This window comes from Pseudoalteromonas sp. S1608, assembly GCF_005887265.1.
In the GTDB taxonomy this organism is placed as follows: Bacteria; Pseudomonadota; Gammaproteobacteria; order Enterobacterales; family Alteromonadaceae; genus Pseudoalteromonas; species Pseudoalteromonas undina.
On the sequence record NZ_PNDK01000035.1, the window covers coordinates 21413 to 44145 of the forward strand.

Annotated in this window: 22 protein-coding genes; all 22 read left to right on the plus strand. The window is 40.1% G+C overall.

Annotation, left to right across the window (positions count from 1 at the left end; translation table 11 throughout):
- Nucleotides 1–5: 5 nt before the first annotated feature.
- The 22 genes from rnpA (at nucleotide 6) to CWB75_RS14630 (ending at nucleotide 22359) form a co-directional block, all read left to right on the plus strand.
- Nucleotides 6–431: a ribonuclease P protein component gene (gene rnpA, locus CWB75_RS14525; protein WP_008467046.1), complete on the plus strand. Its 426-nt coding sequence runs from the start codon at nucleotides 6–8 to the stop codon at nucleotides 429–431.
- A gap of 126 nt (nucleotides 432–557) precedes the next feature.
- On the plus strand, nucleotides 558–833 hold the full coding sequence (gene yidD, locus CWB75_RS14530; RefSeq protein WP_024601490.1) for a membrane protein insertion efficiency factor YidD: 276 nt from the start codon (nucleotides 558–560) through the stop codon (nucleotides 831–833).
- 8 nt (nucleotides 834–841) lie between these two features.
- Nucleotides 842–2479, plus strand: coding sequence for a membrane protein insertase YidC (yidC, locus tag CWB75_RS14535; protein ID WP_055013151.1), 1638 nt, complete (start codon nucleotides 842–844; stop codon nucleotides 2477–2479).
- 131 nt (nucleotides 2480–2610) lie between these two features.
- Nucleotides 2611–3975 carry a tRNA uridine-5-carboxymethylaminomethyl(34) synthesis GTPase MnmE gene (gene mnmE, locus CWB75_RS14540; protein ID WP_010392700.1) on the plus strand — a complete coding sequence of 455 codons (1365 nt, stop codon included), beginning with the start codon at nucleotides 2611–2613 and terminating at the stop codon, nucleotides 3973–3975.
- Between the two features lie 944 nt (nucleotides 3976–4919).
- On the plus strand, nucleotides 4920–5369 hold the full coding sequence (mioC, locus tag CWB75_RS14545; RefSeq protein WP_008112109.1) for an FMN-binding protein MioC: 450 nt from the start codon (nucleotides 4920–4922) through the stop codon (nucleotides 5367–5369).
- 428 nt (nucleotides 5370–5797) lie between these two features.
- Nucleotides 5798–7687 (plus strand): tRNA uridine-5-carboxymethylaminomethyl(34) synthesis enzyme MnmG, encoded by a 1890-nt coding sequence (gene mnmG, locus CWB75_RS14550; RefSeq protein ID WP_138571041.1) that lies wholly within the window; start codon nucleotides 5798–5800, stop codon nucleotides 7685–7687.
- Between the two features lie 15 nt (nucleotides 7688–7702).
- Complete coding sequence (gene rsmG / locus CWB75_RS14555; RefSeq protein WP_008112113.1) at nucleotides 7703–8323, plus strand: 16S rRNA (guanine(527)-N(7))-methyltransferase RsmG; 621 nt, start codon at nucleotides 7703–7705, stop codon at nucleotides 8321–8323.
- Nucleotides 8324–8337: 14 nt separating this feature from the next.
- Entirely contained in the window at nucleotides 8338–9123 is a 786-nt protein-coding gene (locus CWB75_RS14560; protein WP_008112117.1) for a ParA family protein, read from the plus strand.
- 20 nt (nucleotides 9124–9143) lie between these two features.
- Nucleotides 9144–10070 carry a ParB/RepB/Spo0J family partition protein gene (locus CWB75_RS14565; RefSeq protein WP_075169486.1) on the plus strand — a complete coding sequence of 309 codons (927 nt, stop codon included), beginning with the start codon at nucleotides 9144–9146 and terminating at the stop codon, nucleotides 10068–10070.
- Between the two features lie 142 nt (nucleotides 10071–10212).
- Nucleotides 10213–10593, plus strand: coding sequence for an ATP synthase subunit I (locus CWB75_RS14570; RefSeq protein ID WP_008112121.1), 381 nt, complete (start codon nucleotides 10213–10215; stop codon nucleotides 10591–10593).
- A gap of 15 nt (nucleotides 10594–10608) precedes the next feature.
- Nucleotides 10609–11466 carry a F0F1 ATP synthase subunit A gene (atpB, locus tag CWB75_RS14575; RefSeq protein WP_008112123.1) on the plus strand — a complete coding sequence of 286 codons (858 nt, stop codon included), beginning with the start codon at nucleotides 10609–10611 and terminating at the stop codon, nucleotides 11464–11466.
- Between the two features lie 58 nt (nucleotides 11467–11524).
- Nucleotides 11525–11767: a F0F1 ATP synthase subunit C gene (atpE, locus tag CWB75_RS14580; protein WP_008112128.1), complete on the plus strand. Its 243-nt coding sequence runs from the start codon at nucleotides 11525–11527 to the stop codon at nucleotides 11765–11767.
- Between the two features lie 41 nt (nucleotides 11768–11808).
- The gene (gene atpF, locus CWB75_RS14585) at nucleotides 11809–12279 is read left to right on the plus strand and encodes a F0F1 ATP synthase subunit B (RefSeq protein WP_008112130.1); all 471 of its coding nucleotides are present in this window, start codon (nucleotides 11809–11811) and stop codon (nucleotides 12277–12279) included.
- A gap of 16 nt (nucleotides 12280–12295) precedes the next feature.
- Nucleotides 12296–12829 (plus strand): F0F1 ATP synthase subunit delta, encoded by a 534-nt coding sequence (gene atpH / locus CWB75_RS14590; protein ID WP_008112132.1) that lies wholly within the window; start codon nucleotides 12296–12298, stop codon nucleotides 12827–12829.
- Nucleotides 12830–12843: 14 nt separating this feature from the next.
- Complete coding sequence (gene atpA / locus CWB75_RS14595; protein ID WP_008112134.1) at nucleotides 12844–14385, plus strand: F0F1 ATP synthase subunit alpha; 1542 nt, start codon at nucleotides 12844–12846, stop codon at nucleotides 14383–14385.
- Between the two features lie 59 nt (nucleotides 14386–14444).
- Nucleotides 14445–15305 carry a F0F1 ATP synthase subunit gamma gene (atpG, locus tag CWB75_RS14600; protein WP_008112136.1) on the plus strand — a complete coding sequence of 287 codons (861 nt, stop codon included), beginning with the start codon at nucleotides 14445–14447 and terminating at the stop codon, nucleotides 15303–15305.
- A 33-nt stretch (nucleotides 15306–15338) separates the two neighbouring features.
- Nucleotides 15339–16724 (plus strand): F0F1 ATP synthase subunit beta, encoded by a 1386-nt coding sequence (gene atpD, locus CWB75_RS14605; RefSeq protein ID WP_008112138.1) that lies wholly within the window; start codon nucleotides 15339–15341, stop codon nucleotides 16722–16724.
- Between the two features lie 13 nt (nucleotides 16725–16737).
- Complete coding sequence (locus tag CWB75_RS14610) at nucleotides 16738–17160, plus strand: F0F1 ATP synthase subunit epsilon (RefSeq protein ID WP_008112140.1); 423 nt, start codon at nucleotides 16738–16740, stop codon at nucleotides 17158–17160.
- A gap of 297 nt (nucleotides 17161–17457) precedes the next feature.
- The gene (glmU, locus tag CWB75_RS14615; RefSeq protein WP_138571042.1) at nucleotides 17458–18816 is read left to right on the plus strand and encodes a bifunctional UDP-N-acetylglucosamine diphosphorylase/glucosamine-1-phosphate N-acetyltransferase GlmU; all 1359 of its coding nucleotides are present in this window, start codon (nucleotides 17458–17460) and stop codon (nucleotides 18814–18816) included.
- A gap of 289 nt (nucleotides 18817–19105) precedes the next feature.
- Complete coding sequence (locus tag CWB75_RS14620; protein WP_249362335.1) at nucleotides 19106–19693, plus strand: DUF1240 domain-containing protein; 588 nt, start codon at nucleotides 19106–19108, stop codon at nucleotides 19691–19693.
- Nucleotides 19694–19817: 124 nt separating this feature from the next.
- Nucleotides 19818–20423: a DUF1240 domain-containing protein gene (locus tag CWB75_RS14625; protein WP_138571043.1), complete on the plus strand. Its 606-nt coding sequence runs from the start codon at nucleotides 19818–19820 to the stop codon at nucleotides 20421–20423.
- 151 nt (nucleotides 20424–20574) lie between these two features.
- Nucleotides 20575–22359, plus strand: coding sequence for a choice-of-anchor I family protein (locus CWB75_RS14630; RefSeq protein ID WP_138571044.1), 1785 nt, complete (start codon nucleotides 20575–20577; stop codon nucleotides 22357–22359).
- Nucleotides 22360–22733 lie beyond the last annotated feature (374 nt).

The window sequence follows — 22733 nt, forward strand, 5'->3', positions numbered from 1 at the left end:
TATAAGTGGAAGACTTTAGCTTTGGCAGGGAGTTACGTCTGTTAACTCCCTCGCATTACTCTCGCATATTTAACGAACCCGCTCGGGCTGCAACTCCTTTCTTTACCTTATTAGCAAAACCAAGTGACCAGTCTAAACCTAGGTTAGGCCTTACTGTTGCTAAAAAACGTGTAAAAAAGGCATGTCAACGAAACCGTATTAAACGTCTTGCTCGCGAAAGTTTTCGTTTAAACCAACACACGCTCGATAATATTGATATTGTGTTGATGGTTAAAAGTGGCATTGATGAACAGTCTAATGAAGAATTAACCAAACAACTTACAAAGCTGTGGCGTAAGATTAATGAACGCTGCAAACCTGGTGCCCCTAAACCGCCACCATTTAAAAAACGCCCAAACAAATCAGCTAAATCGACTAAACAAACCCAATAGCAATAGAATTACAGGGTTAATTAAGGTATCTTTAGCTCACCTTTTAATCATGCGTTTAAAATCTCATAGTGAGTCTTTAAATACATGGTATCTATTCACTAAACATAACGTAGGGGCATGTACAACATGAGGTTACTTAAACCACTTGCTGCTTTACCAACACGTTGTTTAGTTTTATTTATCCGCGGTTATCAAAAGTGGATTAGCCCGCTATTAGGTCCGCATTGTCGTTTTAATCCAACATGCTCTAGTTACGCTATTCAAGCAATTAATTTGCATGGATCGGTAAAAGGGAGTTGGTTAGCTGTTAAACGCATATTAAAATGCCATCCTTTACATTCAGGCGGAGACGACCCCGTTCCTGAAAAATTAACCCGTATTAACCACCAACACGAGAAATAAGAGCTGTTATGGAATCGCAACGCACGTTTTTATTCATCGGCCTAATGCTAGTGTCGTTTTTATTATTTCAAGAGTGGAATAATGACTACAACACACCAAAAGCCGATCCTAGTGCCACTACACAAACACTAAAAGCAAATTCACCAGAATCAGATGATTATGTTCCAGCTTCATCAGACTCAGGTTTACCTGCTTCAACAACTTTAGCTAAACGCGCTGTTATAAATATTACAACAGACGTGTTTAAAGTAAAAATTGACACCAAAGGTGGTGACATTGTTGAAACAGACTTAATTGATTATAAAGAAACCAAAGGCAGTGATGTTCCTTACATGCTACTTGGTGAGTTTGATGGTAAACAATACTTTTCACAAAGTGGTTTAATTGGTTTAAATGGCCCAGATGCATCAGCAAATGGTCGTCCTACTTACCAATCAGAACAAACTTCTTATACTTTAACGGGTGATGAACTTCGTGTTCCTCTTCAGTTTACTGATAGTAACGGTGTAAGTTTCACTAAAACCTATGTATTCAAAAAGGGTCAATATGATGTTGGCTTAGAATATAAAGTTAACAACACCACTAGCTCGCCAGTACAAGTTCAGCTTTACACACAAATAAAGCGTACCGTACAAGAAAAAGGCAGCATGGTTGATCAAAACTATTTAGGGGCTGCATACGGTACTGATGAAGAACCATACGAAAAGTATAGTTTTTCAGATATGGCCGATAAAAACCTAAACATAAACACCCAGGGTGGTTATGTTGCCTTTATACAGCATTACTTTGTAAGTGCTTGGGTACCAATGCAAGATCAAGCAAATACACTTTATAGTTTAATCACTAAAAGTAACGCGGCTATTATTGGTGTTAAAGACGAAGCGGTAAATGTTCAAGCTGGTAGTGAGCAAGTACTTACTGCGACTTATTACATGGGCCCTAAAGAGTCAGATAAACTTGAAGCGATTCACACTGACTTAGACTTAACCGTTGATTACGGTTGGTTATGGTTTATTTCTCAACCTTTATTTGTGCTATTAAAATGGTTACACAGTATTTTAGGTAACTGGGGTGTAGCAATTATTGCCATCACTATTATTGTTAAATCATTAATGTACCCACTGACTAAAGCACAGTACACCTCAATGGCTAAAATGCGTGCATTACAGCCTAAGATGAAGGCGCTAAAAGAAAAGTATGGCGATGATCGTCAAAAATTCGGCCAAGCGACGATGGAAATGTACCGTAAAGAAAAAGTAAACCCTATGGGTGGCTGTTTCCCTATTTTACTGCAAATGCCAATCTTCTTAGCCTTGTTCTATGTATTCTTAGAGTCTACAGAACTTCGTCACGCTGAATTTGTACTTTGGCTAACTGACCTTTCTGCGAAAGACCCATACTACGTATTACCAATCTTATTTGGTGCGAGTATGTTTGTAACGCAAAAACTACAACCTATGACGGTTACCGATCCAATGCAGCAAAAAATGATGACCTTTATGCCGGTTATCTTCTCTGTGTTCTTCTTATGGTTCCCATCTGGTTTAGTACTTTACTGGTTAGTGTCTAACCTTATCTCTATTGTCCAGATGTTAATCATCTACCGTGGCATGGAAAAGAAAGGTATTAAAGTAAGGGGCGATTAATCCTCCCTACTTATATAAAGGCGACTTAGGTCGCCTTTTTTATTGCCAATTTTTTATAACAGCATTCGCGAGTGCCTATTTGATAGGTTACAATACCGCCATTACGTTATTTAAGTTGGCAAATAAACCGCATGATCAATCACGATACAATTGCAGCACAAGCCACTGCCCCAGGCCGAGGCGGTGTTGGTATTATTCGCGTTTCAGGAAACCTAGCCAAACAGGTTGCTGAAAAAATAATTGGTAAAGTCCCTAAAGTTCGCTATGCCGACTATGTGCCATTTAACACCCTTGCAGGTCAGCAACTTGACCAAGGTATTGCGATTTACTTTGCCGGCCCACACTCATTTACCGGTGAAGATGTACTCGAACTTCAAGGCCATGGCGGCCCTGTTGTGCTTGATATGCTACTTAAAGAAATTAGTAAAATAGACGGTGTACGTTTAGCAAAGCCTGGTGAATTCTCTGAGCGTGCGTTTATGAACGACAAGCTTGATTTAACTCAAGCAGAAGCAATCGCCGACTTAATTAATGCAACCAGTGAGCAAGCGGCTAAAAGCGCCCTACAGTCACTTCAAGGCCAATTTTCTAAGCACATAGAAACCTTAGTTGAAAAAGTCATTCACTTGCGGATGTACGTAGAAGCCGCTATTGATTTTCCTGATGAAGAAATCGATTTTTTATCAGACGGAAAAGTGGGCGGTGATTTAAATGCCATTATTGAGCAGCTTAATGCCGTAACCAATCAAGCCAAACAAGGCAGCATAATGCGCGAAGGTATGCGCGTCGTAATTGCTGGTCGCCCTAATGCAGGTAAATCAAGCTTACTTAATGCATTAGCAGGGCGAGAAGCGGCCATCGTAACTGAAATAGCTGGCACCACTCGTGACGTATTACGTGAGCATATACATATAGATGGTATGCCACTGCATATAATCGACACCGCAGGCTTACGAGAAAGCCCAGATAAAGTTGAGCAAATAGGTATTGAACGTGCCTGGGATGAAATAAACCAAGCCGATCGGGTATTATTTATGCTTGATGGTACCGATACAACTGATACCGATCCACATGCTATTTGGCCTGAATTTATGGCTAAATTACCCCAAGGTATGGGCGTAACCGTGATCAGGAATAAAGCCGATTTATCTGGTGATACGGTTGGTATGGATCAAGAGCAACAATATCCGGTCATCAGTTTAAGCGCTAAAAATGCTGACGGTATAGAACTAGTGCGTGAGCACTTAAAAGCCTGCATTGGTTTTGATGGTGCCACAGAGGGCGGGTTTATGGCACGCCGTCGTCACTTAGATGCACTGGAACACGCAGCCTATCACTTAGATACCGGTAAAACACAATTAGAGATGCACGTGGCCGGTGAAATCCTCGCTGAAGAACTGCGTTTAACACAGCAGTATCTTAACGAAATAACTGGTGAATTTACTTCTGATGATTTGCTTGGCAAAATTTTCAGCTCGTTCTGTATCGGTAAATAGTTGAACTAATAATTGAATCATTAAGGGCACCTAGGTGCCCTTTTTAATGCCCTACTATTTTTAATATCGACTCGCCAAAATGTATTTTAATAACTCACTTTAAAAACCAAACAGGCTAAAAGATACAGCTAAATTGCACCAATATTAGCCTCCATTCATGTTTAAAAATGTGTTTAAGGCAGATGGGCTAAACCTATAATCACAACAAACAACAGATAAACTACCTACATTAATAGTAAAAAATTAAGCTTATTTCGCCCTAAAAGAGAACCTATTACATTAGCTTTCCAAGCTTGGGCATAGGTAATTATCAAACCATAAAAATAAAACGTACCTAAAAAGTAAGTTTGATCGCCCACTCCACCAGCAAAACATAGTTATTTTCTTAGTTTAAATTGATGAAAATTATTTTTTTGCAGATCAGTTATCCACAATTGGGGTTTTATTGCTTTGAAAATGAATTAAAAGCGATAAAAAGTAAAAATATGCTGTGTTTAAATAAGCTAAATAGCGATTTTTAGAAAATAAAAATGGATTTTTAGTCTGATCTGCATAAACAGATCATTTTTTAAAATTATTTTCGATCCCAATTTTAAGTTATCAACATGCTTTGTATCCACACTAAGATCAACACGCCTTTATCTATAAATTTGTACTAGCTGGTGGTTAACACTCAATATAAAATCAATAACTTAGCAAACTATTAATAATATTAGTTTTTAGTTAAGCAGAGCTTTCCCCAACCTTATCAACAACTTGATCAGAAGATTACATTTAAAGATATTTTGTTAAATCATTAATAATCAACAAGTTAAGAAAGAAATTAATACCAAGGCTTAAATTACCACAAAAATAGTTATACAAAATAACACTCTTAACTTTACTGTTATACTCACTGAGCTATCATAGGCAGCAATTAAAACTAATAGTGATCAGCCATATTCATGAGTTCAGTAAATATTATCGTTGGTAGTCAAATGGGATCCGCCGAGTACGTTGCAGAGCAGTTAAATGATGCACTTAACAACCAAGGGATTAATAGCCAACTACATGATCAACCTGAATTTAATGAAATAGATCAACAAAATACTATTTGGTTGGTTTGTACATCAACCTACGGTGCGGGTGATTACCCTGACAACCTGATTGGTTTTATCGAACAAGTATCGCAAGTGGATGATCTTTCGCATTTAAAGTATTCGGTTATTGCGCTTGGCGATACTAGTTACGACACTTATAACCTTGCAGGACGTAATGTAGATACTCTTTTAAGCCAAAAAGGCGCTGTAAAAGTAGCACAACGTTTAGAGCTTAATATTCTTGATGAAGCACTGCCCGAAGATACGGCCTTAGCTTGGTTAGACTCATGGATAGCACAGACAGGTTTAAAATAGAAAGATCAAGCGAAAAGTTATAAATAAAGTTACCCACAATTTGCTAATAATTTAATAAGTTTTGTGGATAAACACTGATTAAACTGCTTTTTTAGCCATGCTTATCCATGGGATAAGATCGAGACTTGATCGGCCTGTGTATAACAGCCTGTTTTGATCAGAGCTTATTTGCCTGAAGATCCGATCATACTAACACCTTTAGATCCGATCTAATTATATGTTTTTAATCATGATCTAAAGCTTATCAACAGAAAACCCAATCAGTAGTAGTAATAGTATTAAAAGATCTCTTTAAAAGATCCTTTATATTATTAGAGATCACTTACTTAGATCTTGAGCACTGTTTAATCATTTATCTTCTGCTAATTTCTAGGTAGAATACGCTCCCTTTTGAAGTTTACTGGTTTGATTTAAGTAGGATCCCATTAATGATTTTTCACGAAAATTTTGACGTTATCGTAGTAGGTGGTGGACATGCAGGCACTGAAGCCGCATTGGCAGCTGCCCGTATGGGGATGAATACCCTGCTGCTGACTCACAATATGGATACCCTTGGTCAAATGTCTTGTAACCCAGCAATTGGTGGCATTGGCAAAGGCCATCTGGTTAAAGAAATTGATGCACTAGGTGGCGCAATGGCTCAAGCTATTGACAAAGGCGGGATCCAATTCCGCACGCTTAATTCTTCTAAAGGCCCTGCTGTAAGAGCGACGCGTGCACAAGCGGATCGTGCCTTGTACAAAGCGGCTATTCAAAACACACTTCAAAACCAAGAAAACTTAAAGATTTTTCAGCAATCATGTGATGATCTAATCGTTGAAAATGATCGTGTAACCGGTGTGGTGACACAAATGGGTTTACGTTTTAGTGCACCTAGTGTGGTACTAACCGTGGGTACATTCTTAGGCGGTCAAATTCATATCGGCCTTGAAAATTTCAAAGGTGGCCGAGCTGGCGATCCGCCTTCAATTGCCTTAGCTGATCGCTTACGTGAATTACCATTTAGAGTAGATCGTTTAAAAACAGGCACGCCACCGCGTATTGATGCCCGGACTGTTGATTTTAGTAAAATGCAAGAACAACCAGGTGATGCACCAACACCGGTATTCTCATTTATGGGTAAACAAAGCGACCATCCACAACAAATTCCGTGTTACATCACTTACACCAATGAAAAAACACATGATGTTATTCGCAAAAACTTACATCGCTCACCTATGTACTCAGGTGTTATCGAAGGAATAGGCCCACGTTACTGTCCGTCTATTGAAGATAAAATTGTCCGTTTTGCAGATAAAGATAAACACCAGATATTTGTAGAGCCAGAAGGTTTAACGTCATACGAGTTATACCCTAACGGTATTTCAACTAGCTTACCGTTCGATGTGCAGTTAGAAATTGTGCAATCGATCACCGGCTTTGAGAACGCACACATTTGTCGTCCTGGCTATGCTATTGAATATGACTTTTTTGATCCACGCGATTTAAAACAATCATTAGAAACAAAGTTTATTGATGGTTTATTTTTTGCTGGTCAAATTAATGGTACTACCGGTTACGAAGAAGCGGGTGCGCAAGGTCTGATCGCAGGTATGAATGCAGCATTACAAGTACAAGGTAAAGTGTCGTGGACACCACGTCGTGATGAAGCCTATGTTGGCGTACTGATTGACGACTTAGCAACACTGGGTACAAAAGAACCGTACCGTATGTTTACTAGCCGCGCTGAATACCGTTTGCTACTTCGTGAAGACAACGCTGATATTCGTTTAACTGAAAAAGGTCGTGAACTAGGTCTAGTTAACGATGAACGTTGGCAAGCATTCAACGAAAAAATGGAAGTGATCGCTAAAGAGAAACAGCGTATTAAAGATACCTGGATCCATAAAGATCATGCCATGGTTAATAAAGTAAACGAATTACTAAAAACACCACTTGTGCGTGAAGCCAGCTTAGAAGAATTACTGCGTCGTCCAGAAGTGCGTTATAACGACTTGATGGCGATCGAAGGACTCGGATCTGAGTTCACTAATCAGGCCGCCCTAGAACAGGTTGAAATTCATACAAAGTACGCAGGTTATATCGCGCGTCAACAAGATGAGATCAATAAGCAGCTTCGTCATGAAGAAACAATTTTACCAAAAGAGTTTGATTATAAAACCGTCTCTGGTTTATCAAACGAAGTAGTTGCTAAGCTAATTGATGCTCGTCCAGACACTATCGGCCAAGCTTCGCGTATTTCTGGTATCACCCCAGCGGCGATTTCGCTATTATTAGTGTATCTGAAGAAGCAAGGCTTGTTACGCAAAACTGCGTAACGGTAAAGGTACATTGTGTTACAGCAACAATTAACAACTTTGTTAGCGCAAACTGATATTGCGCTAACACAAAAACAACAGCAACAACTTGTCCGCTATGTTGAATTACTCGATAAGTGGAATAAAGCCTATAACTTAACCTCGGTACGTTTGCCTCAAGAAATGATGGTTAAACATATAATGGATAGCCTAGTTGTTGCTCCTCACTTGACCGGTCATCATTATATTGATGTTGGCACAGGTCCTGGTTTACCGGGCATAGTGTTAGCTATTGCCTTACCTGAAACGCAGTTTGTATTATTAGATAGTTTAGGTAAACGTGTACGTTTTTTAATGCATGTTAAACATGAGCTTGGTCTTGATAATGTCACCCCGGTGCAGTCAAGAGTTGAAGAATATCAACCAAGTGTTAAATTAGATGGCGTACTAAGTCGTGCATTTGCATCGTTACAAGATATGATTGACTGGTGCTCGCACTTAATTGATCATTCAGGTAAGTTCATTGCACTTAAAGGGGTATTTCCAAGTGAGGAATTAGACTCACTCCCTACAGGTGTTAAGTTTGAGCAAAAAATTGCATTAGAAGTACCGGATTTAGATGCACAACGACATTTAATAATTCTTTCTAAAGACTAGGGATCAGAGACACTGTGGCAAAAGTCATCGCATTAGCAAATCAAAAAGGTGGAGTAGGTAAAACTACCACTGCCGTTAATCTCGCTGCATCTATGGCTGCAACGAAGCGTAAAGTGCTGTTAATAGATCTCGACCCGCAAGGCAATGCGACCATGGGCAGTGGAGTCGACAAATATGGTGACGTCCCTACTATCTATGACTTGCTCATAGAAGATAAGCCTATTGATGAAGTGATTATTAAAGAAACCTCAGGCGAATATCATATGATTGCTGCAAACGGTGATGTGACCGCTGCAGAAGTTAAGCTGATGGAATTATTTGCGCGAGAAGTACGTTTGCGTAACGCGCTTGAAAAAATACAAGATCAGTATGAGTTTATTTTTATAGACTGCCCGCCTTCTTTAAATATGTTAACCGTTAATGCCATGGCCGCTGCCGATTCTATTTTAGTACCTATGCAATGTGAATATTATGCACTGGAAGGATTAACAGCATTAATGGACACGATTACGCAACTTGCTAAGTTAGTTAACCCTAACTTACAGATTGAAGGCATACTTCGTACTATGTACGATCCGCGTAATCGACTAGCAAATGATGTATCAGAACAATTAAAACAACATTTTGGCGATAAAGTATACCGTACGGTGATCCCACGTAATGTTCGACTTGCAGAAGCCCCAAGTTTTGGTGCCCCAGCAATGTACTACGATCGAGCATCAAGTGGCGCGAAAGCTTATTTAGCTCTCGCTGGTGAAATGCTACGCAGAAAAGAAAAAACAACTCCCGTTGTCGCCTAACTTTGAGGTAAAAAAATAACATGTCTGCTAAAAAACGAGGTTTAGGCCGAGGACTCGATGCGCTTTTAAGTTCATCTAAACCTGCACCAAGCGAAGGCAAGGAACAGGATACTGCTAACGTAACCAGCGCAGTTGAAAATGCAGCGCAGCCTAGTAACAGTGAATTACAAAAACTACCGATCGAGCTTTTACACTCAGGTAAGTACCAACCTCGTAAAGACATGTCTGAAGAGGCACTCGAAGAACTCGCCAGTTCGATACGCTCACAAGGAATTATTCAACCTATCGTTGTGCGCCCTGTTGCGCATAACAGCTATGAGATTATTGCCGGTGAACGTCGTTGGCGTGCTGCGCAAATAGCTAAGCTTGAGTTTGTACCCTGTATTATTAAAGACGTACCTGATGAAGCTGCCGTTGCTATTGCTCTGATTGAAAATATTCAGCGTGAAGACTTAAACGCTATGGAAGAAGCGATTGCACTTAATCGGTTGCTTAATGAGTTTGAGTTAACGCATCAACAAGTGGCTGATGCCGTTGGTAAATCACGTACGACCGTGACTAACTTATTACGCTTAAATAATCTAAATAACGATGTAAAAATTTTGTTAGAGCATGGTGACATTGAAATGGGCCACGCACGTTGCCTGTTAGCACTTGAAGGTGAAGTGCAATCAGATGCAGCCCGTTTAGCTGTTGCAAAGGCATTGACCGTTCGCGAAACAGAAAAACTAGTACGCTCTATTTTAGAGCCAGCTCCAGCAAAAGAAGTAATAGAAAAAGACCCAGATGTTAAACAGTTAGAGCAGCAGCTTGCTGATAACCTAGGGGCAAAGGTAGAAATAAATTACAACAAAAAAGGCAAAGGGAAGTTGGTTATTTCTTACACTAATCTTGACGAGTTAGACGGTATTTTAAACCGTATCAATCAAGACTATTCCCACCATTAATTCATTGGATGTCTAAAAAGGGACATTTACAGCGATTTTGTGTTACAAAGCACCTACTCAAGTTGCAAAACTGGCAGGATTAAGTATAATTTCGCCAGTTTTCATACCCTGACAATTAGAGCGTCATAAAGGTTAATTAAAAGTGACTAATAAGTTAGCGAGCCCGTATAGGCTTGCCGCATTAAAATTAATTTGCCTTCAGGGATTTGTAGCCCTTTTAGCTGCACTAATAATTTTTATAGGTTGGGAAACCAATGCCGCACTTTCAGCTCTAGCTGGTGGCGCAGTCGCAGTACTTCCTAACTTTGTATTCGCGCTTTATGCATTCAGATATATGGGTGCAAGTCGAGCAAATCAAGCGTATGCCTCGTTAAAACGCGGCAACGGATTAAAATTTATGCTAACAATCGTTTTGTTTGCACTAATGCTAAAGCTTTATCCGGTAGTACTGCTACCTTTCTTTTGTGCTTATGTGTTGGTGTTGTTTACAGGATTGTTTACACCCGTTTTTTTTAAACATTAACTTTTGGGATATAACATGGCTGCAGAAGAAGTTACTCTATCTAGCCATATTCAGCACCACTTAACCAATGCTAAGATGTGCTCGACCGACGCCGGTCTTGCCTTCAATAAAGCATGTACGGATAGTGGCTTCTGGACATGGCATATAGATACCCTCGCATGGTCTATCGGACTAGGTCTAATATTTTTATGGATCTTCCGTAGTGCCGCAAAAAAATCAACTCTGGGTGTACCTGGAAAACTTCAATGTTTCATTGAAATGGTTGTTGAGTTCGTTGGCGACAACGTACGCGATACCTTCCACGGTAAAAGTAAGCTAATTGCACCATTAGCATTAACAATATTCGTTTGGATATTCTTAATGAACTTAATGGATTTAATCCCAGTTGACTTCCTACCTGCATTTGCTGGCTTTGTTGGCGAAACTGCATTCGGTATGGATTCACACGACGTATACATGAAAATTGTACCAACTACAGATATCAACATGACAGCTGCACTTGCGCTGGGCGTGTTCATTCTAATGATTGGTTACTCAATTAAAATCAAAGGTATCGGCGGTTTTATTAAAGAACTAACACTTCACCCGTTTAGTTCAAACAATACAGCTATGCAGATTCTTTTAATCCCATTCAACCTATTACTAGAACTTATCGCATTGGTTTCTAAGCCGTTTTCACTGGCTCTGCGTTTGTTCGGTAACTTATATGCAGGTGAGTTAATCTTCATCCTTATAGGTGCTGTAGGTTTAATGCAACTACCGTTGCACTTTGTGTGGGCTGTATTCCATATCTTAGTAATCGTATTGCAGGCATTCGTATTCATGATGCTTACAATCGTATACCTAAGCATGGCAAGTTCAGATAATCACTAATTACTATATTTACAATTTTACTTTTACTTTTAATACAATTGAAACTTTGGAGAAATAAATGGAAGCTTTAGAATTATTAAACGGCTTAAAATACATCGCAGTAGCTTTACTTATCGGTTTCGGTGCAATCGGCACAGCAATCGGTTTTGGTAACATGGGCGGTAAATTCCTTGAAGCATGTGCACGTCAACCTGAGCTAGCACCATCGCTACAAGTTAAAATGTTTATCCTTGCTGGTCTAATCGATGCTGTAGCAATGATTGGTGTTGGTATCGCGATGGTATTGTTGTTCGTACTTTAATTTTATTTTTTGAACAGCTTACTATTTAAGGAGGAGCGGTTGTGAACTTAAACGCCACTCTTATCGGTGAATTAATTGCGTTTACGGTGTTCGTATTATTTTGTATGAAATACGTATGGCCACCACTAAACGGTGCAATTGAAGCTCGCCAGAAGAAAATCGAAGATGGTTTAGCTGCCTCTGATAGAGCCGAGAAAGACTTAGAACTAGCGCAACAGAAAGCTGCAGAACAGCTTAAAGATGCAAAGGCTCAAGCGGCTGATATCATTGATCAAGCTAAAAAGCGTGCCGTGCTAATTGTTGACGAAGAAACTGTTCGTGGTCAGCAAGAGCGTGAAAAAATTATTGCTCAAGGGCACTCTGAAATTGAATCAGAGCGTAACCGTGTGACAGAAGAGCTACGTAAGCAAGTAGCAACTCTGGCAGTGGTTGGCGCAGAAAGAATTTTAGAGCGCGAAATCAATCAAGCCGCACATAGTGACATCGTTGAAAAACTTGTCGCTGAGCTGTAATTAGGAGGGTATGAGCATGTCTGAATTGACTACTATCGCTCGCCCATACGCTAAAGCGGCTTTTGAACTTGCCGTTGAAAAAGGCGCTATTGAAAGCTGGAATGACATGTTGTTCTTTGCTGGCCACGTTGCCAGCAATGAACAGGCATCTACCATTTTAGCTGGATTGCCTACTGCTACCGCACAAGCTGAGTTATTTATTAACTTATGTGGTGAGCAGCTCAACGAACAAGGTCAGAACCTAGTTAAGGTGATGGCTGAAAATGGACGTTTGATTGCACTACCTGAAGTTGCTCATTTATTTTCTGCTTTAAAAGCAGACTATGAAAAAGAAATCGATATTGATGTGATTTCGGCAACACCTCTTGCTGCAGCCCAGCAAGAATCATTGGTAGCGGCACTTGAAAAACGTTTCGCACGCAAAGTTAAGCTGAATTGTAGTGAAGACGCTACAGTAGTTGGCGGCCTTATTATTAAGGCAGGCGACACTGTAATTGACGGCTCTTTACGCGGTAAATTAAATCGCTTAGCCACAACACTACAATCGTAATTGGGAAAAAGAGCATGCAACTTAATTCCACTGAAATTTCAGATCTGATCAAACAACGTATTGAGAAGTTCGAAGTTGTAAGTGAAGCTCGTAACGAAGGTACAATTGTATCTGTTACTGACGGTATCATTCGCATCCACGGTCTAGCTGACTGTATGCAAGGTGAGATGATTGAGCTTCCTGGCAACCGTTATGCTATCGCACTAAACCTTGAGCGCGACTCAATTGGTGCAGTAGTAATGGGTCCTTACGCTGACCTTACAGAAGGCGTAAAAGTATACACAACTGGTCGTATCTTAGAAGTGCCTGTTGGTGCGGGTCTACTTGGTCGTGTTGTAAACACGCTAGGTGCTCCTATCGATGGTAAAGGCGCTTTAGATAACGACGGTTTTGAACCTGTAGAAAAAATTGCACCAGGTGTAATCGAGCGTCAATCAGTAGATGAGCCAGTACAAACTGGTTACAAATCTATCGATGCGATGATCCCAGTTGGTCGTGGTCAGCGTGAGCTTGTTATCGGTGACCGCCAAACAGGTAAAACTGCACTAGCAATCGATGCAATCATCAACCAAAAAGACACAGGCGTTAAGTGTGTGTACGTAGCGGTTGGTCAAAAAGCATCTACTATTGCTAACGTAGTACGTAAATTAGAAGAGCACGGTGCACTTGCAAATACTATCGTAGTTGTAGCATCTGCTTCTGAATCTGCGGCACTTCAGTACTTAGCACCGTTCTCGGGCTGTACTATGGGTGAATACTTCCGTGACCGTGGTGAAAACGCATTAATCGTATATGATGATTTATCTAAGCAAGCTGTTGCTTACCGTCAAATCTCATTGCTACTTAAGCGTCCACCAGGCCGTGAAGCATACCCTGGTGACGTATTCTACCTTCACTCGCGTCTTTTAGAGCGTGCATCACGTGTAAACACTGATTACGTAGAAAAGTTCACTAATGGTGAAGTGAAAGGTAAAACAGGTTCATTGACGGCATTGCCTATCATTGAAACTCAAGGCGGCGACGTTTCTGCGTTCGTACCGACAAACGTTATCTCTATCACCGATGGTCAGATCTTCTTAGAAACTGACTTATTCAACTCAGGTATCCGTCCGGCAGTAAATGCTGGTATCTCGGTATCGCGTGTTGGTGGTGCTGCACAAACTAAAATCGTTAAGAAACTAGGTGGCGGTATCCGTCTAGCCCTAGCTCAGTACCGTGAATTAGCTGCGTTCTCGCAGTTCGCGTCTGACCTTGATGATGCTACTCGTGCTCAACTTGAGCATGGTGAGCGTGTAACAGAGCTAATGAAGCAGAAACAGTACGCGCCAATGTCTGTTGCTGAAATGTCTTTGTCGTTATTCGCAGCTGAGAAAGGTTACTTGCAAGACATCGAAATCTCTAAAATCATGGATTTCGAAGCGGCATTACTTTCTTTCGCAAATAGCACATACGCAGAGCTTATGGCTCAAATCAATGAAACTGGTAACTACAACGCCGAGATCGAAGCGCAGCTTAAAGAACTTCTAGAGAAGTGCAAGTCTACGCAAACTTGGTAATTTAGTTATTAATGGTGTGCTTTATATCCTAAAGCACACCTTGATTCGGAGAGAGAGTCATGGCCAGCGGAAAAGAGATTAAAAGCAAGATCGGCAGTATTAAAAATACTCAAAAGATCACTAGCGCAATGGAAATGGTTGCTGCGTCTAAAATGAAAAAGGCGCAAGAACGAGTGGCTTCAAGCCGTCCATACGCTGAAAAATTACGTAAAGTGATTGGTCGTGTTGCTCAAGCAAATCTTGATTTTACTCACCCGTTCTTAGAAGAACGTGAAGTAAAACGAGTTGGTTATATTGTTATCTCTACTGACCGTGGTCTATGTGGCGGCTTAAACTCAAATGAGTTTAAGAAAGTTGCATTAGACATTAAAGCGTGGAAAGAGAAAGGCGTAGATGCTGATTTTGCTACTTTAGGTAGTAAAGCAGCTGGCTTCTTTCAACGTTTTGGTGGTCAAGTGCTTGCTAAAAAAGCAGGTCTTGGAGATAAGCCTTCAGTACAGGACGTAATTGGTCCGGTAAAAATAATGCTAGATGCATTCTCTGAAGGTAAAATTGACCGTTTATTCCTGGTATATAACAACTTTGTTAATACCATGAAGCAAGAGCCAATAGTAGATCAGTTACTCCCTTTGCCAAAAGCTGAAGAAGAAGTATCTACACATGCGTGGGATTACTTATATGAACCAAACCCAGAGGCTATTTTAGAGTCTTTGTTAGTACGTTTCATTGAATCTCAAGTATACCAAGGTGTAGTTGAAAACGCTGCCTCTGAACAGGCTGCCCGCATGGTTGCAATGAAAGCTGCAACTGATAATGCCGGTGACCTTATGGATGAGTTACAGCTTGTATATAACAAAGCTCGCCAAGCAGCAATCACACAAGAAATTAGTGAGATTTGTTCTGGTTCAGCAGCAGTTTAATGCTTCAGGCAAAGATTAACGAGAGGAATAGACATGAGTTTAGGTAAGGTCGTCCAAATTATCGGCGCCGTTGTGGATATCGAATTTCCACAAGACAGCGTGCCAGCCGTATATGACGCGCTAAAAGTAACAGATGGCGATTTAGCTGGTTTGACTTTAGAAGTTCAACAGCAGCTAGGTGGCGGTGTGGTACGTACTATCGCACTAGGTACTACAGACGGTTTACGTCGTGGTGCTTCAGTAGAAAACACAGGCGAAGCAATTCAAGTTCCAGTTGGTACTAAGACCTTAGGTCGTATCATGAACGTACTTGGTGAGCCAATTGATGAAGCAGGTCCAATCGGTGAAGACGAGCGTATGTCTATCCACCGTGCAGCACCTACTTACGAAGAGCAATCAAGCTCAGTTGAACTTTTAGAAACGGGTATCAAGGTAATCGACCTTGTATGTCCATTCGCTAAAGGTGGTAAAGTTGGTTTATTCGGTGGTGCCGGTGTTGGTAAAACCGTAAACATGATGGAACTTATCCGTAACATCGCAATCGAGCACAGCGGCTACTCAGTATTCGCAGGTGTTGGTGAGCGTACTCGTGAGGGTAACGATTTCTACCATGAGATGAACGATTCAAACGTACTTGATAAAGTATCGCTTGTATACGGTCAGATGAACGAGCCACCGGGTAACCGTTTACGCGTAGCGTTAACAGGTCTTACTATGGCTGAGAAGTTCCGTGACGAAGGTCGCGACGTACTTTTCTTCGTAGATAACATCTACCGTTACACACTTGCGGGTACAGAAGTATCAGCACTTCTTGGTCGTATGCCATCAGCGGTAGGTTACCAGCCTACACTTGCTGAAGAAATGGGTGTACTTCAAGAGCGTATCGCATCTACTAAGACTGGTTCAATTACTTCAATCCAAGCGGTATACGTACCTGCGGATGATTTAACGGATCCATCTCCAGCAACAACGTTTGCTCACTTAGATGCAACAGTGGTACTTTCACGTGATATCGCATCACTAGGTATCTACCCAGCGGTAGACCCTCTTGATTCATCTTCACGTCAGCTTGATCCACAAGTAATCGGTGAAGAGCATTACGGTATAGCGCGCGGCGTTCAAACAGTTCTTCAGCGTTACAAAGAACTTAAAGACATCATCGCGATTCTAGGTATGGACGAGCTTTCTGACGAAGATAAGCAACTTGTATCTCGTGCACGTAAAATCCAGCGTTTCCTATCTCAGCCATTCTTCGTGGCAGAGGTATTTACAGGTGCGCCAGGTAAATACGTTTCACTTAAAGACACAATTGCAGGCTTCAAAGGTATCTTAAACGGTGAGTTTGATGATATGCCAGAGCAAGCGTTCTACATGGTTGGCTCTATTGAAGAAGCTCAAGAAAAAGCCAAAAGCATGTAATTAGGAGGGTAGTATGGCAGCTATGACTGTACATCTTGATGTAGTAAGTGCTGAAGAGAAATTATTTTCTGGTTTAGTAGAATCTATTCAAGTATCTGGTAGTGAAGGTGAGTTAGGTGTTAATGCCGGTCACGCCCCACTACTAACTGCCCTTAAACCTGGTATGGTACGTTTAGTTAAGCAATTTGGTGAAGAAGAACTCATCTATATTGCTGGCGGTACACTAGAAGTTCAACCGAACATAGTGACCGTACTTGCTGATACAGCTGTTCGTGGTGAAGACCTGGACGAGAAAGCTGCAGAGCAAGCTAAACGTGACGCTGAAGCCCAAATGGCAAAAGGTGCATCTGCTGAGCTTGATTACAATCAAGCCGCAATGCAACTAGCTGAAGCAATTGCTCAGCTGCGCGTTATTCAGCAATTACGTAAAAAGTAAGCCTATCTGGTTTTTAAAAGCCCACTTTATGTGGGCTTTTTTGTGCCTGATGATAAATCCTGTCGCTATTTGTAAATAAATTAATCGTTATGGCTAATATCTCTTCATTATTACTTATATCTACGCAAGATCCTCGCTACAATAACCCTATTCTATTAGGTGTTACTTTGCTTAAGTTAAGATTCAGTAGTCATTGCTTAGCCTACTGAGTATTTGCACATGATGTGACTTACGTAATCTACTTTGAAGCACACTTATTCTATTAAGCTAAAACAACGGAAAAAGGAAATTGTTTTAATGGCTCTAACAACGGTTATTCTTGCAGCGGGTAAAGGTACCCGTATGCGCTCTGCTCTCCCTAAGGTACTGCATAAAGTGGCAGGTAAACCTATGGTGCAACATGTTATCGATAATGCCAATGCGCTAGGTGCTACATCGACTAACTTAGTTTATGGTCACGGCGGCGAACTATTACAACAACAATTAGCCGATAATAACGTAAACTGGGTGCTGCAAGCTGAACAGCTAGGTACAGGCCATGCAGTGGCACAAGCTAACCCACATATAAATGACGACGACACCGTACTGGTTTTATACGGTGACGTACCTTTAACAAAGCAATCTACACTTGAACGCTTATTAGCAGCGACACCTAAAAATGGCTTAGCAGTATTAACCGTTAATTTAGCAAACCCAAATGGTTATGGGCGTATGCTACGTGTTGATGGCAAGCTAGTGGGTATTGTTGAGCAAAAAGATGCCAATGCAGAGCAGTTACTTATTAACGAAGTAAACACCGGCATTATGGCGGTTAATGGTAAGCTTTTAAAAAGCTGGTTAGGTAATTTATCCAACAATAATGCCCAAGGTGAATACTACCTAACAGATATAGTTGCTATGGCGCATAGTAAAGGCGTAGAAATTACATCAGCACAGCCTGATCACCCAATGGAAGTTGAAGGTGCAAATAACCGCGTACAACTTGCAGGATTAGAGCGTGCTTACCAAGCATGGCAAGCAGAAGAACTCATGCTAAATGGGGCCACCCTTGCTGACCCTGCACGTATTGACGTACGTGGCGACGTTAAAACAGGTGAAGATGTCCTCATCGATATCAACGTTATTTTTGAAGGTACAGTAACCTTAGGTAATAACGTACAAATTGGTCCTAACTGCGTACTTAAAAACTGTAGCATCGGCGATAATGTTATTATTAAAGCTAATACACTAATTGAAGATGCATCAGTTGCGGCTAAATGTACACTCGGTCCATACGCCCGCCTTCGCCCTGGTGCAGTAATGGAAGAAGACTCGCACATTGGTAATTTTGTCGAAATGAAAAAAACCCGTTTAGGCAAAGGTTCTAAAGCAAACCACTTAAGTTACTTAGGTGATGCTGAAATTGGCGAGAAAGTGAATATTGGCGCAGGCACAATTACCTGTAACTACGATGGCGTGAATAAAGCAAAAACCATTATTGGCAATAATGCCTTTATAGGGTCTAACTCGTCACTGGTTGCTCCTGTAAATATTGGTGCTACAGCAACCGTTGGCGCAGGCTCTGTTATTACCAATGCCGTAGCGGATGATCAGCTAGCTGTAGCACGTGGCAAGCAACGTAATTTAGATGGTTGGAAACGTCCTGTTAAAAAATAGTAATGACCATTACTTATTAAATATTTAAAGCGAGTTTTATAACTCGCTTTTTTATTGTCTATATATCTTAATTAGATTATTCAATAGCACATTAAAATATAACTGAAGGAAGTGTAACATGTCAGCTTATGCTCATTGGGCAATCGTTGAAAGACAACGCCAAAGTCAGTTAAAAAGTATCTTGTCAGGTAATAGTCTATTCATTATTTATAAGCTTTAATAAAGCACTGAGTGAAGACCCTTATGGAGTATTCGGTGCATTATTTGGGGTTCCGAGCATAAAAATATTATGAAAATATTTAAATGGGAAAAAGCAAGTAAGAGTGGCAGAAACCTCGCTTTTAAAGAATTATGTATAAATTTGTTAGGGTCTATCGTAATTTGCATTCTTTGCTTTGCTCTAATTTATACCGTCATCTCAGAAATTAGTTTACTGGAAGCTGTTGGGTCTAGTTCTTTTATTAAAGAAAAAAGTGGAAAGGTTCTTTTACTTTTTTTCCTTTTCCCTTTTTCTTTATTTTTTTTAGCTTCTATTCAGAAGTTATTAAATTATAAATCTGAATACTTAATGACAGGCTTTGTTAAAGGGTTGTTTATTGCATTACCTTTATTTCTTTTGCTAGTAATCCCTTTCAACTTGTATGTAGAGTCATATATAAAAAGCAATGGCTATACTTATTGTAATTGGTATACAAAACCTTCATTTCGCTCTCCTGATGTTTGGTTGAAAAACGATGAGTTATGCTTACAAGATGGTTCTGTAATCATTAGTGATATCTATGATTGGTTTGAAATGCATAATGAAAAAGGAATTGAGCCAACACTTAATGAACTTGAAGTTTTTATACAAGAAACTAGAGCAGAGTATAATCGTTAAAATTAACTCAAAATTGCTGCAGTCGTTTTTATTTAAAATAACCAGCTAAGCTAAATAATTTTATAAAGGGATTTTTCTGGTTTCCAAAGGAAAATTTAACCCTAATAAAAATGAGCTATAAACAATGTCTATTTTAGAATGGGAAAAATCCGAAGAACGTTTTACAGAACAAAGCTTCGAGCATAAATTAACTGTTGTGATAGGCCTGTTTGCTTTTATATTTTTTACAATTGCTTTATTTTATTTCTCTTATTATGGGTTTGTTGAAAATGTTTATTTTGATGAGTCGCTTTATTATATTCGAGAAAGCGGCTTGTTGGCTCCGATAATAGTAATGGCTCCATTTCCTGTTTTAATGACAATTGCAGGTTTACAAAAAGTATTGAACTTCCGCAATGAAAAAACAGTAAGGTTAATGGTAAAGCTTATGCTGCGCGCAATACCTTTATATATAATTTTATCTATTGTTAATAGCTTTTACATTGAGTCTAAATTAACACGTGAGGGATATAGCTTTTGTAATTGGTATACCAGTCCATCATTCAGAGGTCCCGATGTTTGGTTAAAAAATGATGAGTTATGCTTACAAGATGGCTCTGTCATAACCAGTGATGTTACCGATTGGTTTGAACAGAAAAATCAACAAGGTATTGAGCCTTCCGTTGATGAGTTAAAAAAGTTTATTAAAATAACTCGAAAAAGGCGCGATGATTATATAAATAATATGTAGTGGCCAGTCTGATTAAATAAGCTAACCCCCACAAAAAAGTGAGTTTCATACTCGCTTTTTTATTGCCTAAATATTCTATCAATAAAAATGCCATACTGTTGTCATCCCTGTGTGTTGATATTTAACGAATACAACACTAAGGAAAATAATAATGTTAAACAAATCAATAATAGCCCTTTCTTTGCTATCACTATTAACTGGTTGCTCACTAGATGGTGATGACGGCCAAGATGGCGTACAGGGTGTACAAGGTACAGCGGGTAATAATGGCGAAAACGGCACTAATGAAAATTCAGCTTTAAATATCAATCTTATTGGCCGCGCAGTACTCAATGCACTAAGCCCGGAAGGAGCAGCTGAAATAGTCGCCTACCAAGCCTCTAAAAAATGGATTTATGCCATTAATAGCTCTGGTGATGAAGCTGTTGTGAATATCATTCCTGCCGATACGTTCGACACTGCAGCATTAGTAAAAGATAACGAAGGTATTGTAACCGCGACCAACTTAGCCTCTGCCATTACGCTCTCACTAAATGAAAATACGCCTGGCGATGCAAACAGCATAGCTATCGATGCGAATAACCAATTATTAGCGGTAGCAATGGCTGCTACAAGCGTGGGCGAAGCTGGCCAAATAGCGTTTTACAATATTAGCGGAGATACACCAGTATTTATTAAAAATGTAACAGTAGGTGCCCTACCCGACATGGTGGCATTTAGTCATGATGGTGCAAAAGTAGTGGTTGCTAATGAAGGTGAACCTAATGGCGACTACAGTATCGATCCCGAAGGCACTATTAGCATTATCGATATCACTAACGGCACTATTGCCGATAACGCTTTGAGCATAAACTTTCAAGATTACAATAATCAGCAAGCTGAATTAGAAGCGCAGGGTTTAGTGTTTGCCAATCCTACTGGACGTACTATTAATGGTAATTTAATAAATACCACCGTTGCTATGGATTTAGAGCCAGAGTATGTGAGTATTTCCAAGGATAATAAATACGCCTATATATCTATTCAAGAAAATAACGGTCTAGCCATAATCAACCTTGAAGATAATTCCCTTGAACTAAAAGGATTGGGTTTTAAAGATTGGTCAAACTTACAATTTGACGCTTCAGACAAAGACGGCGGTGTTAACTTTAAATCATACCGTGGTTTATATGGCATGTATCAGCCAGATACAATTGCAAGTTTTAGTTGGAAAGGAGCCAACTTCATTGTATCTGCCAATGAGGGTGATGCACGCGAATACTTTTTTGATGCCAGCGATGAAGCTGATTGTATAGCTAAGGGCGGCCTTGATTATGACGCTAAAGATGGATGTTTGGCATACATAGATGAAAGCCGCGTAGAAGATCTAACGCTCGCAGCTAACTTCGATTACTTAAATAACGATGATAACGACATTGGTCGTTTAAAAGTTACAACAGTAAAAGGTGATAAAAATAATGATGGCCAATACGAATCTCTTTATGCCTATGGCGCACGCTCATTTACCATTTGGGATAGCAATGGGCTGGTGGTGTTTGACTCAGGCGATCAAATTGCACGGGTGACCGCTTCTGTTCATGGTAACGCGTTTAATAACAACGAAGATGAAAACAAAGGCGATACACGCTCAGATGATAAAGGGGCAGAACCCGAAGCGCTAACATTAGGTAAGGTTGGCGATAGGTTGTTTGCTTTTGTTGGCTTAGAGCGTATGGGCACAATAATGGTGTTTGATATAACCAACCCTTACGATGTGAAATTTCAAGACTACTTCTATAATCGTGGTTTAGAACCAAGTGCAGATATAAGTGGCGACCTTGCTCCTGAAGGAATGACATTTGTTCCTGCAGCGCAAAGTGCAACAAACGAAGCACTGCTCATAGTAGGTAATGAAATCTCAGGCTCAATTGCCGTATGGGAAATAACAACTCAGTAATTAATAAAGTGTTATGTAAAAGCGATTAGCAGTTATCTATAAATCGCTTTTACTTCCTCCCCCTCTTGCAATCATGCCTTGTTTGAATGAATTTTAATCAAAAACAGCTCTAAAGCCCTTTGTTTGTACGGTTACTGTACTAAATTGAAATTAATTTAATAAAACTGAAATAAAGCATTGACCCTCTCCAGAATATCCCTATAATGCGCATCCACTGACCCGGCAGGCAGCAATGAAAAGCGCTGAACAAACGGTAAGTGAGTCGAGTAAAACTTAGCTTTCAAATCTTTTAAAAGAAACTGAAATTAAGTGTTGACAAAAAAATAGGAAAGCGTAATATGCGCAGCCCTAGCGAGATAAAGTTTAACGCTTTA